This window comes from Enterobacter cloacae complex sp. OE43NF, from assembly GCF_023544405.1.
Taxonomy (GTDB): domain Bacteria; phylum Pseudomonadota; class Gammaproteobacteria; order Enterobacterales; family Enterobacteriaceae; genus Enterobacter; species Enterobacter cloacae.
The window spans coordinates 45,044-60,391 of the sequence record NZ_JAMJFW010000001.1 but is presented as its reverse complement, the minus strand read 5'-3'; the positions used below and the strand labels follow the sequence as shown (position 1 = coordinate 60,391).

General features: G+C 56.1%; 15 protein-coding genes. 4 read left to right on the top strand and 11 right to left on the bottom strand.

Features of this window, described 5'->3' with window-relative positions; translation table 11 throughout:
- Positions 1-51 precede the first annotated feature (51 nt).
- Positions 52-1,020, bottom strand: coding sequence for a phosphoserine phosphatase (gene serB, locus M8370_RS00325; protein ID WP_013095495.1), 969 nt, complete (start codon positions 1,018-1,020; stop codon positions 52-54).
- A gap of 117 nt (positions 1,021-1,137) precedes the next feature.
- Here serB and M8370_RS00320 point away from each other — a divergent pair, with 117 nt between their 5' ends.
- Both M8370_RS00320 and lplA read left to right on the top strand, forming a co-directional pair.
- On the top strand, positions 1,138-1,782 hold the full coding sequence (locus M8370_RS00320) for a YtjB family periplasmic protein (RefSeq protein ID WP_013095494.1): 645 nt from the start codon (positions 1,138-1,140) through the stop codon (positions 1,780-1,782).
- A gap of 39 nt (positions 1,783-1,821) precedes the next feature.
- A complete protein-coding gene (gene lplA, locus M8370_RS00315) occupies positions 1,822-2,838 on the top strand; it encodes a lipoate--protein ligase (RefSeq protein ID WP_038418649.1) in 1,017 nt (338 codons plus the stop codon).
- Between the two features lie 61 nt (positions 2,839-2,899).
- On the opposite strand, the gene deoD is transcribed toward lplA, so the two are convergent.
- From deoD to deoC, 4 genes are all read right to left on the bottom strand, one after another.
- A complete protein-coding gene (gene deoD, locus M8370_RS00310) occupies positions 2,900-3,622 on the bottom strand; it encodes a purine-nucleoside phosphorylase (RefSeq protein WP_013095492.1) in 723 nt (240 codons plus the stop codon).
- 83 nt (positions 3,623-3,705) lie between these two features.
- Positions 3,706-4,929: a phosphopentomutase gene (gene deoB / locus M8370_RS00305; RefSeq protein ID WP_013095491.1), complete on the bottom strand. Its 1,224-nt coding sequence runs from the start codon at positions 4,927-4,929 to the stop codon at positions 3,706-3,708.
- 51 nt (positions 4,930-4,980) lie between these two features.
- A complete protein-coding gene (deoA, locus tag M8370_RS00300) occupies positions 4,981-6,303 on the bottom strand; it encodes a thymidine phosphorylase (protein WP_013095490.1) in 1,323 nt (440 codons plus the stop codon).
- A gap of 100 nt (positions 6,304-6,403) precedes the next feature.
- Positions 6,404-7,183 carry a deoxyribose-phosphate aldolase gene (gene deoC / locus M8370_RS00295; RefSeq protein WP_013095489.1) on the bottom strand — a complete coding sequence of 260 codons (780 nt, stop codon included), beginning with the start codon at positions 7,181-7,183 and terminating at the stop codon, positions 6,404-6,406.
- Between the two features lie 262 nt (positions 7,184-7,445).
- On the opposite strand from deoC, the gene M8370_RS00290 reads away from it, so the two are divergent.
- Entirely contained in the window at positions 7,446-8,993 is a 1,548-nt protein-coding gene (locus M8370_RS00290) for a YjjI family glycine radical enzyme (protein ID WP_013095488.1), read from the top strand.
- On the top strand, positions 8,968-9,828 hold the full coding sequence (locus tag M8370_RS00285; protein WP_038418645.1) for a YjjW family glycine radical enzyme activase: 861 nt from the start codon (positions 8,968-8,970) through the stop codon (positions 9,826-9,828). The genes M8370_RS00290 and M8370_RS00285 overlap by 26 nt, the downstream gene beginning before the upstream one ends.
- On the opposite strand, the gene M8370_RS00280 is transcribed toward M8370_RS00285, so the two are convergent.
- From M8370_RS00280 to yjjG, 6 genes are all read right to left on the bottom strand, one after another.
- Positions 9,823-10,605: a metal-dependent hydrolase gene (locus M8370_RS00280; RefSeq protein WP_013095486.1), complete on the bottom strand. Its 783-nt coding sequence runs from the start codon at positions 10,603-10,605 to the stop codon at positions 9,823-9,825. The genes M8370_RS00285 and M8370_RS00280 overlap by 6 nt on opposite strands.
- Positions 10,602-11,654 carry a patatin-like phospholipase family protein gene (locus M8370_RS00275; protein WP_013095485.1) on the bottom strand — a complete coding sequence of 351 codons (1,053 nt, stop codon included), beginning with the start codon at positions 11,652-11,654 and terminating at the stop codon, positions 10,602-10,604. The genes M8370_RS00280 and M8370_RS00275 overlap by 4 nt, the downstream gene beginning before the upstream one ends.
- Before the next feature lie 120 nt (positions 11,655-11,774).
- Entirely contained in the window at positions 11,775-11,936 is a 162-nt protein-coding gene (locus M8370_RS00270; RefSeq protein WP_003856556.1) for a DUF1328 domain-containing protein, read from the bottom strand.
- A 126-nt stretch (positions 11,937-12,062) separates the two neighbouring features.
- A complete protein-coding gene (gene osmY, locus M8370_RS00265; protein WP_013095484.1) occupies positions 12,063-12,680 on the bottom strand; it encodes a molecular chaperone OsmY in 618 nt (205 codons plus the stop codon).
- 300 nt (positions 12,681-12,980) lie between these two features.
- Positions 12,981-14,570 carry a peptide chain release factor 3 gene (prfC, locus tag M8370_RS00260; protein WP_023621922.1) on the bottom strand — a complete coding sequence of 530 codons (1,590 nt, stop codon included), beginning with the start codon at positions 14,568-14,570 and terminating at the stop codon, positions 12,981-12,983.
- Positions 14,571-14,662: 92 nt separating this feature from the next.
- Entirely contained in the window at positions 14,663-15,340 is a 678-nt protein-coding gene (gene yjjG / locus M8370_RS00255; RefSeq protein ID WP_045292816.1) for a pyrimidine 5'-nucleotidase, read from the bottom strand.
- Positions 15,341-15,348: the final 8 nt, after the last annotated feature.

The window sequence follows — 15,348 nt, the reverse complement described above, 5'->3', positions numbered from 1 at the left end:
GCCTGCGCGCCGGGTGGCGCTAACGCTTACCCGGCCTACAATCGCATACCGTTATTTCTGATTCAGGCTGCCGGAGAGAATGCAGAACACCCCCATCAGGTCAGCGTGACGGATTGTCACTTCCGTCTTTTCATTCACTTTTGGCTTGGCATGGTAGGCAATGCCAAGACCGGCAACTTTGATCATCGGTAGATCGTTTGCGCCATCGCCAATGGCAACGGTCTGGGCAACCGGAATTTCATATTTCTCGGCCAGTCGGCTCAGCGTATTGGCTTTATACTGCGCATCCACGATATCGCCGAGCACCTGCCCGGTCAGCTTACCGTCCATGATCTCCAGCTCGTTGGCGACCACGGTGGTCAGATGCAGTTTTTCCCGCAGGTAATCCGCGAAGAAGGTAAAGCCACCGGAAGCGATCGCCACTTTCCAGCCCAGCGACTGGAGCTTCAGCACCAGTTGCGTCAGCCCGGGCATCAGCGGCAGTTCATCGCGCACCTGACGCAGGATATTGGCATCGGCCCCTTTGAGGGTCGCCACGCGCTGTCTCAGGCTGGCAGTAAAATCCAGCTCGCCGCGCATCGCGCGCTCGGTCACTTCCGCCACCAGCTCGCCGCTGCCCGCCAGTTTGGCAATCTCATCGATACACTCAATCTGGATGGCGGTAGAGTCCATATCCATCACCAGCAGACCCGGCGTTTTCAGATGAGGGATTTTACCCAGCGGGGCAACGTCCAGCCCGGCGTCGTGCGCCAGACGCGTCGCACGCTGCGTCAGGGAACCGGCCAGGCGAATGACCTGATAATCTTCCACACACCAGGCGGCGACAATCACCATCGCCGCACCCAGTTTAGTTTGATATTGGGTAAGGCGTTGCTTATCCAGGCCGCGTCCGTACAGCAGCCAGCCGCTACGGCCAGCGTGGTAATCCAGAGGCATCACCTCATCGCCACTTAAAGAGAGCGGCAATCCTGGCCATAAAGAGACATCCGTTGGCAGGTCGCACCAGGTAATGTTCGGCATTGAAGCTCCTGTAATTTCGTTCGCGCCGGAAGGTTCCAGAGGGAAAATAACGCATGAGGCTACCCTGTAACCATCACTTCTGGCAACATTAAGCCGTAAATTTTCAGCAGGTGGAATATGGCTCGCGCAAAACTGAAATTCCGGCTTCATCGTGCCGTGATCGTCCTTTTCTGTCTCGCCCTGTTAGTGGTGCTGATGCAAGGGGCGTCGTGGTTTAGCCAGAATCATCAACGGCAACGGAATCCGCAGTTTGAGGAGCTGGCCCGAACGCTGGCGCGTCAGGTTACGCTTAACGTCGCGCCCGCTATGCGTACCGAAACGCCGGATGACAAACGCATCAGCCAGGTTTTGCGTCAGTTAACCGAGAACAGCCGTATCCTGGATGCCGGTGTCTACGATGAAAAAGGCGATCTGATTGCCCGCGCGGGCGAGCATGTCGACGTACGCGACAGGCTGGCGCTGGACGGTAAAAAAGCCGGGGGCTACTTTAACCAGCAGATCGTCGAACCTATTCAGGGCAAAAATGGTCCGCTGGGGTATCTGCGCCTGACGCTCGACACCCATACCCTGCCCACGGAAGCCAAACAGGTGGATAACACCACCAATATACTCCGTCTGATGCTCCTGCTCTCCCTCGCCATTGGCGTGGTACTGGCCCGCACCTTGCTGCAGGGCAAGCGCACCCGCTGGCAGCAGTCGCCCTTCCTGCTGACCGCCAGCAAATCTGTTCCTGAAGACGAAGAGAGCGAAAAGAAAGATTAGTGATAAAGTAGGCTGATGATTCGGAAAAGGAACTCTGCCATGACGACGTTACGCCTGCTGCTCTCTGACTCTTACGATCCGTGGTTTAATCTTGCGGTGGAAGAGTGCATCTTCCGCCAGATGCCCGCCACCCAACGCGTGCTGTTTCTCTGGCGCAATGCCGACACGGTGGTCATTGGCCGCGCACAGAATCCGTGGAAAGAGTGTAACACCCGGCGTATGGAAGAGGACAACGTCCGTCTGGCGCGCCGCAGCAGCGGCGGTGGTGCGGTATTCCACGATCTGGGCAATACCTGCTTTACCTTTATGGCGGGTAAACCGGAATACGACAAGACCATCTCAACGTCCATTGTCCTCAACGCGCTCAATTCGCTCGGCGTGACGGCAGAAGCCTCCGGGCGTAACGACCTGGTGGTCAAAACGCCCGATGGAGATCGCAAAGTGTCAGGCTCAGCCTATCGCGAAACACTGGATCGCGGCTTCCACCACGGCACCCTTCTTCTTAACGCCGATCTCAGCCGTCTGGCGAACTACCTGAATCCCGACAAGAAAAAACTGCAGGCCAAAGGGATCACTTCCGTGCGGGGGCGCGTGGCCAACCTGGTTGAGCTACTGCCAGACATCACTCACGCGCAAATCTGCAAGGCGATCCAGGAAGCCTTCTTTGCCCATTACGGTGAGCGCGTAGAGGCAGAGGTGATCTCCCCGGATAAAACCCCGGATCTGCCCAATTTCGCCGAAACCTTTGCCCGTCAGAGCAGCTGGGAGTGGAACTTTGGCCAGGCGCCTGCCTTTTCGCATCTGCTGGACGAACGCTTTACCTGGGGCGGCGTGGAGCTGCACTTTGACGTAGAGAAAGGTCATATCACCCGCACGCAGGTATTTACGGACAGCCTTAACCCGGCGCCGTTAGAGGCGCTGGCGGCTCGTTTGCAGGGCTGTTTGTATCGGGCGGATATGCTGCAGCAGGAATGCGATGCGTTGATCGGGGATTTCCCGGGGCAGGAAAATGAGCTGAGGGAGTTGTCAGCGTGGATTGCACGGGCCGTGCGCTAGGTGCGGCCTGGAGCTCTCACCCCAACCCTCTCCCACAGGGAGAGGGCCGGAAGAGACAGAATTACTCTTTATCGCCCAGCAGAACGGATTCCAGCGCGATTTTGATCATGTCGTTGAAGGTGGTCTGACGCTCAGCAGCCGTGGTCTGCTCGTGGGTACGGATGTGGTCAGACACGGTGCAGATGGTCAGCGCTTTCGCACCGAACTCAGCCGCGACGCCGTAGATGCCCGCCGCTTCCATTTCCACGCCCAGGATGCCGTATTTTTCCATCACGTCGAACATCTCGCCGCCGTCCGGCGCATAGAACAGATCCGCGGAGAACAGGTTACCCACGCGAGCATCAACGCCCAGCGCTTTAGCCGCGTCAACCGCGTTACGCACCATGCCGAAGTCAGCAATCGCCGCGAAGTCGTGATCTTTGAAACGCATACGGTTGACTTTGGAATCGGTGCAGGCACCCATACCAATCACCACGTCACGCAGTTTAACGTCCATGCGCACCGCGCCGCAGGAGCCAACACGGATGATTTTCTTCACGCCGAAGTCGGTGATCAGCTCTTTGGTGTAGATGGAGCAGGATGGAATACCCATACCGTGGCCCATCACGGAGATTTTGCGGCCTTTGTACGTTCCGGTGAAGCCCAGCATGCCGCGAACGTTGTTCACTTCACGCACGTCTTCCAGGAAAGTTTCTGCAATGTGTTTCGCGCGCAGCGGGTCGCCCGGCATCAATACGACGTCAGCGAAATCACCCATTTCTGCGTTAATGTGAGGAGTTGCCATCTTCAGTTCCTTTTCATTGTAAATTCGCCCTCTCCCCGTGGGAGAGGGTTGGGGTGAGGGCATCAGGCCGCACCCAACATAACTCAGAACATCGCCTTGCCATATTCCATGTCAGACGTGCCAAAATATTTCGCAATCGTCTGGCCGATGTCCGCGAAGGTTTCACGGTGACCCAGCGAGCCCGGTTTCACTTTCGGGCCATACACCAGCACCGGAATGTGCTCACGGGTGTGGTCAGTACCGGTCCAGGTTGGGTCACAGCCGTGGTCAGCGGTCAGGATCAGAATGTCATCTTCACCCACCAGCTCCATCAGCTCTGGCAGACGACGGTCGAACAGCTCCAAGCCGGCCGCATAACCCGCCACGTCGCGACGGTGGCCCCAGGAGGAGTCGAAGTCGACGAAGTTGGTGAAGACGATGGTGTTATCACCCGCTTCTTTCATCTCTTTGACGGTCGCGTCAAACAGCGCATCCAGGCCGGTGGCTTTCACCTTTTTGGTGATACCGCAGTTGGCGTAGATATCGGCGATTTTACCCACGGAAACCACGTGACCGCCTTTCTCATCAACCAGTTTCTGCAGCACGGTAGGTGCCGGTGGCTCAACGGCCAGGTCGTGACGGTTACCGGTACGCTGGAAGTTACCCGCTTTGTCGCCGATAAACGGACGCGCGATAACACGACCAATGTTGTAGCCGCCTTCGGTCAGCTCTTCACGGGCGATTTCGCACAGCTCGTACAGTTTATCCAGGCCAAACGTCTCTTCGTGGCAGGCAATCTGGAATACGGAGTCAGCAGAGGTGTAGAAAATCGGCTTACCGGTTTTCATGTGCTCTTCGCCGAGCTGATCCAGAATCACGGTACCGGAAGAGTGGCAGTTACCGAGGTAGCCCGGCAGGTTGGCGCGTTTCACCAGCTTATCAAGCAGTTCCTGCGGGAAGCTGTTCTCGTGATCGGAGAAATAGCCCCAGTCAAACAGAACCGGCACACCGGCGATTTCCCAGTGACCGGACGGGGTGTCTTTACCGGAAGAGAGCTCATGCGCCCAGGCGTAAGCGCCCACCACTTCCGCGTTGCCGTCCATACCGGCAGCGATTTTACCGGTAGAACCTTCATGCGCTTTCACCAGACCGAGGCGGGTCAGATTGGGCAGAGTCAGAGGGCCTTTACGACCGTTGTCCGCTTCGCCTTTCGCACAGGCTTCCGCGATGTGACCCATGGTATCGGAACCCACGTCACCAAAACGTTCTGCATCTTCGGTTGCGCCGATGCCGAATGAGTCCAGCACCATAATAAATGCACGTTTCATAATTGTTCTCCGTACGTAGTGCTAAAAATGATTGATCGGATCAGTATACCGCTATTCGGTGATACGACGATAGACCGAAGGCGAGCTTTCTGGTGCTTTATCAGCAAGCGTAATGGCCGCTTTCACCGCCTTCGCCGCCTCCTGCCAGCTGGCTTCGTCTTTGGCGTGGATCACCGCCAGCGGACGTTCTCCGTCAACGCTGTCGCCCAGACGGGCCATATCGGTAAAGCCAACGCTGTAATCAATAGTGTCCGATGCCTGACGACGGCCGCCGCCCATCGAGACCACCGCCATACCCAGTGCACGGGTGTCCATAGCAGAGACGAAACCTTCGCTATCGGCATAAACGGCTTTGCTGAGCGTCGCGGTCGGCAGGTATTTCGCGTAGTTTTCCACGAAATCGGTCGGGCCTTTTTGCGCCGCCACCATGCGGCCAAAGATCTCTGCCGCTTTGCCGTTATCCAGCACCGCCTGCAGCTTCGCGCGCGCTTCAGCGTCGTCTTTCGCCAGTTTGCCTGAAATCAGCATCTCGACGCACAGCGCCATGGTCACGTCGAACAGTCGTGGGTTGCGGTATTCGCCTGTCAGAAACTGAACGGCTTCGCGCACTTCGACGGCGTTACCAGCGCTGGAGGCCAGCACCTGATTCATGTCCGTCAGCAGTGCGGTGGTGCGCACGCCTGCGCCGTTGGCAACGCCAACAATCGCTTCAGCAAGCTGAGCAGAGAGTTCATAGGTTGGCATAAACGCGCCGCTACCCACTTTTACGTCCATTACCAGCGCGTCCAGCCCCTCTGCCAGTTTCTTCGCCAGAATAGAGGCGGTGATCAGCGGGATGGAGTCAACGGTTGCGGTGATATCGCGGGTTGCGTAGAAGCGCTTGTCTGCCGGGGCGAGCGAGCTGGTCTGGCCGATGATCGCCACGCCAACGTCTTTAATAATTTCGCGGAAGCGGTTGTCATCCGGGAAGATATCGAAGCCCGGAATGGCTTCCAGTTTGTCGAGCGTACCGCCGGTGTGTCCCAGGCCGCGCCCGGAGATCATCGGGATATAACCGCCGCAGGCCGCCACCATGGGGCCGAGCATCAGAGACGTTACATCGCCTACGCCGCCGGTGGAGTGTTTGTCGACAATCGGGCCGTTGAGGTTGAGGCTCTTCCAGTCCAGTACGGTTCCTGAATCTCGCATCGCCATGGTCAACGAGACACGCTCAGGCATCGACATATCGTGGAAGAAGATGGTCATCGCCAGGGCTGCAATCTGCCCTTCTGAGATGGTGTTATCTCGAATGCCGTTGATAAAGAAGCGGATCTCTTCGTCGCTTAATGCATGACCATCACGTTTTTTACGAATAATTTCTTGTGCGAGAAACACGGTAACCCCCATGAGGAATCGGGTGAATGATGGCGGGTACGATATACCCGACCACGATCCTGTAGGCCGGGTAAGCGTAGCGCCACCCGGCAATTCAAACTTAGTAGCTGCTGGCGCTCTTACCGTCGCCATGACCCAGCGCTTTCAGCAGGCTTGCCAGCAGGCTGGACGCGCCGAAGCGGTAGTGACGTGAGTCCGCCCACTCTTCGCCGAACAGCTCGTCGGCAATCGCCAGGAACTGCTGCGCGTCTTCCGCAGTACGCACACCGCCCGCCGGTTTAAAGCCCACAGTTTTGGACACGCCCATATCGCGGATCACTTCCATCATGATGCGCGCGCTTTCCGGGGTCGCATTCACCGGCACTTTACCGGTAGAGGTTTTAATGAAATCCGCACCGGCTTTGATGGAGATTTCGGACGCTTTACGAATCAGCGCTTCTTCTTTCAGTTCGCCGGTTTCGATGATCACTTTCAGCAGCACGTTTGCCGCCGCGCAGGCGTCTTTACAGGCTTTCACCAGGTCAAAGCCCACCTGCTCGTTGCCCGCGATCAGCGCACGGTACGGGAATACCACGTCAACTTCGTCTGCGCCGTAGGCAATCGCCGCGCGGGTTTCCGCCAGCGCGATCTCGATATCGTCGTTGCCGTGCGGGAAGTTAGTTACGGTTGCAATGCGCACGTCCGGGGTACCCTGCTCTTTCAGAGTTTTGCGGGCAATCGGGATAAAGCGCGGATAAATGCAGACAGCGGCAGTGTTGCCCACTGGCGTTTTCGCCTGATGACACAGGGCGATGACTTTTTCATTGGTGTCGTCATCGTTCAGGGTGGTCAGGTCCATCAGTTTCAACGCGCGCAGGCTGCTTGCAGTTAAATCGGTCATAACATTCTCCAACGGCGGTGCCGTATCAATTTTACCTTGCGGGTCTGTGAGTATTCTAACATCCACCCGCATTCACACTTCGACATTCATCACAGTTAATGAAAACTACGTACAAATTTGCATTACTGTAATGAGATCTGCTTCAAATTTTAATGCGTGAACTGCTGACGAATGCAGCGATTCCCCTCGTCAGATCAAAAGCCCTGACGGGATGGCTTCCTACAATCCGTTCATCATCCGCAGAACAATCAAGGAAGCGAACATGCCCCACGCCAGCCCCGACGCCCTGCAACAACGTTGCCAGCACATTGTGACAAGCCCGGTGTTAACCCCGGAACAGAAGCGTCATTTTCTGGCGCTGGAAGCGGAAAACAATCTGCCTTATCCGGCACTTCCTGAGGCGGCTCGTGCCGCGCTGGACAAGGGATTTATCTGCGACATGTTTGAAGGGCACGCGCCCTATAAACCCCGTTATGTTCTGCCGGATTACGCAACGTTTCTGGCTAAAGGTTCAGAATGGCTGGAGCTGGAGGGGGCGAAAGATCTGGATGACGCGCTCTCGCTGTTAACCATTCTCTACCATCATGTGCCGTCAGTAACATCAATGCCGGTCTATCTCGGTCACCTTGATGCCTTACTGCAACCCTATGTTAGAATCCTAACACAAGAAGCGATCGATAGCCGAATAAAACGTTTCTGGCGCTATCTCGACAGAACGTTGCCGGACGCCTTTACGCACGTCAACATTGGTCCGGCAGATACCCCCATCACCCGCGCCATTTTGCGTGCCGATGCAGAATTGAAGCAGGCTGCACCAAATCTGACGTTTATTTATGACCCGGACGTGACGCCGGACGATCTCCTGCTTGAGGTGGCAAAAAATATCTGTGAATGCAGCAAACCGCATATTTCCCATGGCCCGGTGAATGATAAAATTTTCACAAAAGGCCGCTATGGCATCGTGAGCTGTTACAACTCGCTGCCGCTGGCGGGCGGCGGCAGTACGCTGGTCCGCCTCAATCTGCGGGCGATTGCTGAACACAGCGCGTCACCCGACGATTTCTTCACGCGTATGTTGCCGCACTACTGCCAGCAACAAATGGCCATCATTGATGCCCGCTGCGCGTTTCTCTATCAACAATCCGGCTTCTTTGAGAATAGCTTCCTGGTGAAAGAGGGGCTGATTGATGCCGATCGCTTTGTACCGATGTTTGGCATGTACGGGATGGCAGAGGCGGTGAATACGCTTTGCGAAAAAGCGGGTATCGACGGCCGTTACGGTAAGAGCGAGCAGGCCAACGCGCTGGGCTATCGCATCAGCGAGCAGCTGGCGGCGTTTGTGGAAAACACGCCGGTGAAATACGGCTGGAAACAGCGCGCGATGCTCCATGCACAGTCGGGAATAAGTTCAGATGTCGGTACCACTCCGGGCGCGCGTCTGCCGTACGGCGACGAGCCGGATCCCATCACTCATCTGCTGGCCGTGGCGCCGCATCACCCGCACTACTCCGCCGGGATCAGCGACATTCTAACGCTGGATGAGACGGTAAAACGCAATCCGCAGGCGGTCGTGCAGCTGTGCCTGGGGGCGTTTAAGGCCGGTATGCGGGAATTTACCGCCAACGTAGCCGGTAACGATCTGGTGCGCGTGACCGGCTATATGGTGCGGCTGTCGGATCTGGCACAGTATCGCGAAGCCGGATCGCGCACCAATACCACCTGGCTTGGCGAAGAAGCCGCACGCAATACCCGCATTCTGGAACGTCAGCCGCGCGTGGTCAGCCATGAACAGCAGATGCGCTTTAGTTAGTCAGGTTATCCCCTTCTCCTGCGTGGACGGGCCGGGCAGCCGCCTGGCCCTCTTCCTGCAGGGCTGTAACCTGCGCTGTAAAACCTGCCACAACCCGTGGACCATCGGGCGCTGCAACGACTGCGGCGACTGCGTGCCCCACTGTCCGCACGATGCACTGAACATTCAGGCCGGGCGCGTCTGGTGGCAGGAGAGTCAGTGCCAGCAGTGCGATACCTGCCTGCATCTGTGCCAGCAGCAGGCAACGCCAATGGCGCAGCGCCTGAGCGTGGAAGAGATCCTCGCGCAGGTCCGTAAAGCCGCCCCTTTTATTGAAGGGGTTACCGTGAGCGGCGGCGAAGCCACTACCCAGTTGCCGTTTTTGATCGCCCTGTTCACGGCGATCAAAACGGATCCCGCCCTGCGCCACCTTACATGTCTGGTGGACAGTAACGGTCTGCTGGGGGAAACCGGCTGGCAAAGACTGCTGCCGGTACTGGATGGCGCGATGGTGGATCTCAAGGCGTGGGGAAACGAACATCACCGCGTGCTGACCGGACGCGAAAACCCGCAGATTAAGCAGAGCATTCGCTGGCTGGCGCAGCATCAGCGGCTGGCGGAACTGCGTTTACTGGTGATCCCTGAGCAGTGCGATTATCTGGAGCATCTTAAGCCCCTGACGACATTTATCCTCGGGCTGGGGAATGTGCCGGTGCGCATTAACGCGTTTCACGCGCACGGGGTTTACGGCGAGGCGGCGTCATGGCGCAGCGCTACACCGGAGGACATCGAGCCGCTGGCGCTGGCGCTCGAAAAACAGCACATCACGGTGATCCGCCCGGCACTTTACCTATAGCGTGATGCCAAACAGCGCGCGGGTATTTTCCAGCAGCGCATCTGCAATCTCCGTTTCCGGCTCCTCACGCAGTTCACACAGCGTGGTAAACACGCGTGCCGCCTGTTCCGGGCGGTTCGGCTGTCCCTGAAAACCGTTTAATGGCATATCAGGAGCATCCGTTTCCAGTAACAGAGCAGACAGCGGTAACTGTGCCATTACGTCGCGCGTTTTGCTGGCCCGGGGATAGGTAATGGTACCGCCCACGCCAATCTTATAGCCCAGTTCAATAAAACGCTGCGCCTGCTGCAGGCTACCGGAGAAACCGTGCACTACCCCTTTTCGCGGCAGATCGATGCGTTTCAGGTGCATCGCCAGTTTGTCGTGCGTACGTCGTGAGTGGAGGATCACCGGCAGATCGTGACGCTTTGCCAGCCTGAGCTGGGCATCAAAGATCCTCTGCTGGCGTTCAAACTGCGGATTATCGCGATAGAGATCGAGGCCGATCTCACCCATCGCGACCAGTTTGTTTTCGCGGGTTTGCAGCGCCGCATCCAGTACGTCGAGATGTTCGTCCAGATGGTGTTCTATCACTATAGGATGCAGACCCAGCGCGGCATACAGCGCATCATGGCGGCGGGCGAGATCAAGCACGCGCTCGAATCTGTCCACTTCGATTGCAGGCACAATCATCGCGTGGATACCCGCCTGAGCGGCGCGCTCAATGCTCTGCGTCTCGTCCCCCGTAAACGGCGGAAAATCAAAGTGGCAGTGGGTATCAACAAAACGGTGCGTCACGCCAGATCCTCGTTATCCAGTAAAGCGTCATTCGCCTGCGGGACATCCACCAGTGGCACGGTCAGCGGATCGTTAGCCACAATCGCAGGCGGCGTAATAATGTGTTTGTGCCGGTGCAGCGGCGGTTGCTCTGCCAGCATTTTTCCAACCGTCGCCAGGAAGTAGCGTCCGCACAGTCGCCCCGTTTTATAATCTGCACGCAGCGCGGGAACACGGCTGCCGAGCGCCATACTGACCAGCGGTTTCGGCGGATAAATTTCAAAAATACGCAGCTTACCCGGCGGTTTTTCAATAAAGCGTTGCATCGCGCCGTAGGTGGTTTCATGCTGCTTCGCGATATTCACCAGCGGCTGCAGACTGCTGTCGCCCAGCCAGCGCTCCATCCGTTTAAACCACTGCGGCGTGTAGTACATTTGCGACGGCACAGTGCGGATCACCACAATGGTTTTCGCCCCCCGCCGGGCCGCTTCCTGCACCGGCACCGCGTCACTGATGCCGCCGTCGAGATAGCTGATGCCGTCCAGCAGCGCGCCGGTCCGATAAAAGCCGGGAATGGCGCTGGAGGCACGGATGATATCCAGCCAGTTCTCTTTTTGCGGAGAGAAATAGCCCGGGGAATAATCATCGCCCCGGCTGGCGCACATCCAGAACGCTTTGCCGCTATCAAACAGGCGTGCGGCGGTATCCATCGCCAGCGGCATCTGGCTGGAGGTGGATTCCAGCAGCCAGTCGAGATCGATCAGGTTGCCGCCCCGCACGAAGCGCACCGGGTTAAAAAATTCTTTCGCCGTGGTGTAGCGCATAATGACTTTTCGCGCGTAGCCAGGCTGGTTACAGACATAGGCAGACAGGTTCTGCGCCCCGGCAGACGTGCCGAAGTAAAGGTCAAACGGGTTGAATTGCGCGCGCATAAATTCATCCAGCACGCCGGCGGTAAAAATGCCGCGCTGCCCACCCCCCTCGCAAACCAGCGCAAGTTGACCAGCACGAAACGGTTTTAACGTCAGCGGCGCAATATTGCCGAGCGTAACGGGAATTCGTTGCCCCACCTCTGCTTTCCTGTTTTGATTATTTTCTCTCTCCACAGTAACGCACCCGACCAACAACGCAAATAAGAAAAAGCCAGTCATCACGACTGGCTTTTTTTTGTTTAAGGAATATTGCGTTTGCTACGGACGTCTGCGTCCCGTAAACAGGCTCACCAGGAACAGGATGATACCGACAACGAAGACAATTTTAGCTGCCCAGGCCGCTGTACCCGCCAGTCCGCCAAAGCCCAAAGCGGCGGCAATTAACGCGATAACCAGAAATATAATGCCCCAACGAAACATAAGCCTCTCCTTTACCATAGTTAATGTCGGCCGCTAAATATGAGCGCTCAGGTCACTCACCGGCGTTTTTCCAGAGTCATTTTTATTTCGCCCGCAGGGCTGGCCTGTCGGGCGAATCGTGCAGGTTTACTTCGTTTTCAGATCGTTTTTAACGCTTTTCACACCATCAATCGCTTTCGCAATGGATTCGGCGCGGTCAATTTGCGCCTGAGAATCTACCGTACCGGAAAGCTGAACCACACCGTCGGTGGTTTCCACTTTGACTTTACGCGATGGCACGATGTCGTCAGCTAACAGTTTAGCTTTGATTTCGCTGGTCGTAGCGGCATCGCCTGCATAGCCTTTCACCGACGCGTTTTTGCTGTCACGGACGTGCAGTTTGTCACTTACAGACGCAACGCCTTCAACACCCTTCGCCACTTTTACGGCCTGTTCGGCCTGGGCCTGGCTTTCAACAAAGCCGCTCAGGGTGACGACTTTTTGCTCGGTTTTTACGGAAATATCGGTGCTCTTGATAGCTTCATCATCTACCAGCGCGGCTTTCACTTTTGCTGTGATTGAGCTGTCATCCATGAAATTACCGACTTTATTCATAGAGCTATCGATTTTTTCCCCTGCGGTATTAGCGGTGTTTTGCGCTTTATCCATGGTGCTGGATTCCGCCAGAGCGGAGCCGCTTACCAGAACGCTACCCAATGTCACCGCCAGCAGAGTTTTAGAAATCTTCAGTCTTGTCATATTCATCGATGTATTCCTGTGTTTTGCCCGTTATTCGGGCTACATACTTCCTTAGTAGTTTTATATATTGCGAATAGACACACGGGCAAAATGGAGAACCTAAAGTCATGCATTGAACAGTTTATTCATCCACGCCCGGAGCTAAACACTGAGTTAAATATAGATCACTCTCACAGAGGTGCTTTCAGTTTCGGGCAAAAAACGAGCAAAAAGCGCGAAAATGCGATGAATTAAGAACATTCCGCAAGGGACTAATAAGACAGGAAATAAAGAAGAGCACGGCGGCTGCCGTGCTCTGAGAGGGGATTAGTGTTCGCGCGTTTTGCGGAACTGTACGTCAGGATAACGTTCCTGCGTCAGATTCAGGTTAACCATGGTTGGGGCGATATAGGTCAGATTATCACCGCCATCCAGCGCCAGCTGAACTTCATTCTTACGCTTGAACTCTTCGAATTTCTTCACGTCAGCACACTCAACCCAGCGCGCGGTCGCCACGTTAACCGATTCGTAAATCGCTTCCACGTTGTATTCGCTCTTCAGACGCGCAACCACCACGTCGAACTGCAGCACACCCACCGCACCCACGATCAGATCGTTATTCGCGATTGGACGGAAGACCTGCACAGCACCCTCTTCGGAAAGCTGCACCAGCCCTTTCAGCAGCTGTTTCTGCTTCAGCGGATCTTTCAGGCGAATGCGGCGGAACAGCTCTGGCGCGAAGTTCGGAATCCCGGTGAACTTCATCATTTCGCCCTGCGTGAAGGTATCGCCGATCTGGATGGTGCCATGGTTATGCAGACCGATGATGTCACCCGGATACGCTTCTTCCACGTGCGAACGGTCGCCCGCCATGAAGGTCAGCGCGTCGGAGATCACCACATCTTTACCGATACGCACCTGACGCAGCTTCATACCCTTTTCATACTTGCCGGACACCACGCGCATAAAGGCCACGCGGTCACGGTGTTTCGGGTCCATATTGGCCTGAATTTTAAAGACGAAGCCGGTGAACTTCTCTTCTTTCGCTTCCACTTCACGGGTGTCGGTTTTACGTGGCATCGGCTGCGGCGCCCACTCCACCAGACCGTCGAGCATATGGTCGACGCCGAAGTTACCCAGAGCAGTACCAAAGAAGACCGGGGTAATTTCGCCGCTCAGGAACAGCTCTTTATCGAACTCATGAGATGCGCCTTTCACCAGCTCCAGCTCGTCACGCAGCTGCGCAGCCAGCTCGTCACCCACCGCGGCGTCCAGATCCGGGTTATCCAGACCTTTCACGATGCGCACTTCCTGAATGGTGTGGCCTTTACCTGTCTGATACAGATACGTTTCGTCTTTATAAAGGTGGTAAACCCCTTTGAACAATTTACCGCAGCCAATTGGCCAGGTGATGGGCGCACAGGCAATCTTCAGCTCGTTTTCCACTTCATCCATCAGCTCCATCGGATCACGGATGTCACGGTCGAGTTTGTTCATAAAGGTGAGGATTGGCGTATCGCGCAGACGGGTCACTTCCATCAGCTTACGGGTACGGTCTTCTACACCTTTTGCGGCGTCGATCACCATCAGACAGCAGTCCACCGCCGTCAGCGTACGGTAGGTATCTTCGGAGAAGTCTTCGTGGCCCGGGGTGTCCAGCAGGTTCACCAGGCAGTCGTGATACGGGAACTGCATCACGGAGGTGGTAATCGAAATACCACGCTGTTTTTCCATCTCCATCCAGTCAGATTTTGCGTGCTGGCTGGAGCCACGGCCCTTTACGGTACCGGCGGTCTGGATGGCCTGTCCGAACAGCAGCACCTTCTCGGTGATGGTGGTTTTACCGGCATCCGGGTGCGAGATAATGGCAAAAGTGCGGCGTTTGGCCACCTCTTGCAGATAAGGAGACAACGTCATAATCAAATCTTCTTATATAAGCGCGACAGCAGGCCGCGCATCATGGAATATGAAAAATGCGGCTATTTTACCCATCAATGGGGGGCAGGCAATCATTGTTTACACAGGAGCTGCTCCAGTTCGTTCAACGACGTTACGGTCCAGGTTGGCTCAATACCTTCTGGCTTCATGCGGCCATGCGCATTCAACCAGACGGTGGACAGACCAGAATTCATGCCGCCCAGAATATCCGACTCTGCGGTATCACCCACCATCAGCACACGGTCGCGATCGGGGTTGCCGGCTTGCGCCAGTGCATAATCAAAAATACGCGGATCCGGCTTCGGCACGCCCACCTCTTCTGAGATCACCAGCGCGTCGAAATGATCGCGCAGGCCCGTGCGCTCAAGGCGAATCTGCTGCAGCGCGGTAAAACCGTTGGTGATGATCCCCAGTTTGACCTTGCCTTTCAGCGAATCAAGCAGGGAAACCGCCCCCGGCAACGGGGCGCAGATATCGGCCATCGCATTGAGGAATGCCTCGTTTAACGCGCCTGGACTTACATTTAACCGTTCGGCCCAGACATCGAAACGCTGGTGCTGCAGTTGTAACGCGGTGATGGCACCGTTCTGGTAATCCACCCACAGCGGTTTATTCACCGCCTGATAGTCCTGAAAATCTTCAGCGGTGAAAGTCACGCTATAGTCCAAAAACATCCGCTGTAGACCACCGAACGAATCGAACGTAAAGAGCGTTTCGTCGGCGTCAAAGAAAATCCAGTCCCATTTCATCGTTACAA

What these genes read in the sequence shown, in the direction of transcription:
- M8370_RS00320 (WP_013095494.1), top strand. Translation starts at nt 1,138, where the DNA reads ATGGCTCGCGCAAAACTGAAATTCCGGCTTCATCGTGCCGTGATCGTC.
- M8370_RS00270 (WP_003856556.1), bottom strand. Translation starts at nt 11,936, where the DNA reads ATGTTTCGTTGGGGCATTATATTTCTGGTTATCGCGTTAATTGCCGCC.
- M8370_RS00285 (WP_038418645.1), top strand. Translation starts at nt 8,968, where the DNA reads ATGAACAGCAGATGCGCTTTAGTTAGTCAGGTTATCCCCTTCTCCTGC.
- lplA (WP_038418649.1), top strand. Translation starts at nt 1,822, where the DNA reads ATGACGACGTTACGCCTGCTGCTCTCTGACTCTTACGATCCGTGGTTT.
- M8370_RS00290 (WP_013095488.1), top strand. Translation starts at nt 7,446, where the DNA reads ATGCCCCACGCCAGCCCCGACGCCCTGCAACAACGTTGCCAGCACATT.
- yjjG (WP_045292816.1), bottom strand. Translation starts at nt 15,340, where the DNA reads ATGAAATGGGACTGGATTTTCTTTGACGCCGACGAAACGCTCTTTACG.
- deoD (WP_013095492.1), bottom strand. Translation starts at nt 3,622, where the DNA reads ATGGCAACTCCTCACATTAACGCAGAAATGGGTGATTTCGCTGACGTC.
- prfC (WP_023621922.1), bottom strand. Translation starts at nt 14,570, where the DNA reads ATGACGTTGTCTCCTTATCTGCAAGAGGTGGCCAAACGCCGCACTTTT.
- serB (WP_013095495.1), bottom strand. Translation starts at nt 1,020, where the DNA reads ATGCCGAACATTACCTGGTGCGACCTGCCAACGGATGTCTCTTTATGG.
- osmY (WP_013095484.1), bottom strand. Translation starts at nt 12,680, where the DNA reads ATGAATATGACAAGACTGAAGATTTCTAAAACTCTGCTGGCGGTGACA.
- deoB (WP_013095491.1), bottom strand. Translation starts at nt 4,929, where the DNA reads ATGAAACGTGCATTTATTATGGTGCTGGACTCATTCGGCATCGGCGCA.
- deoC (WP_013095489.1), bottom strand. Translation starts at nt 7,183, where the DNA reads ATGACCGATTTAACTGCAAGCAGCCTGCGCGCGTTGAAACTGATGGAC.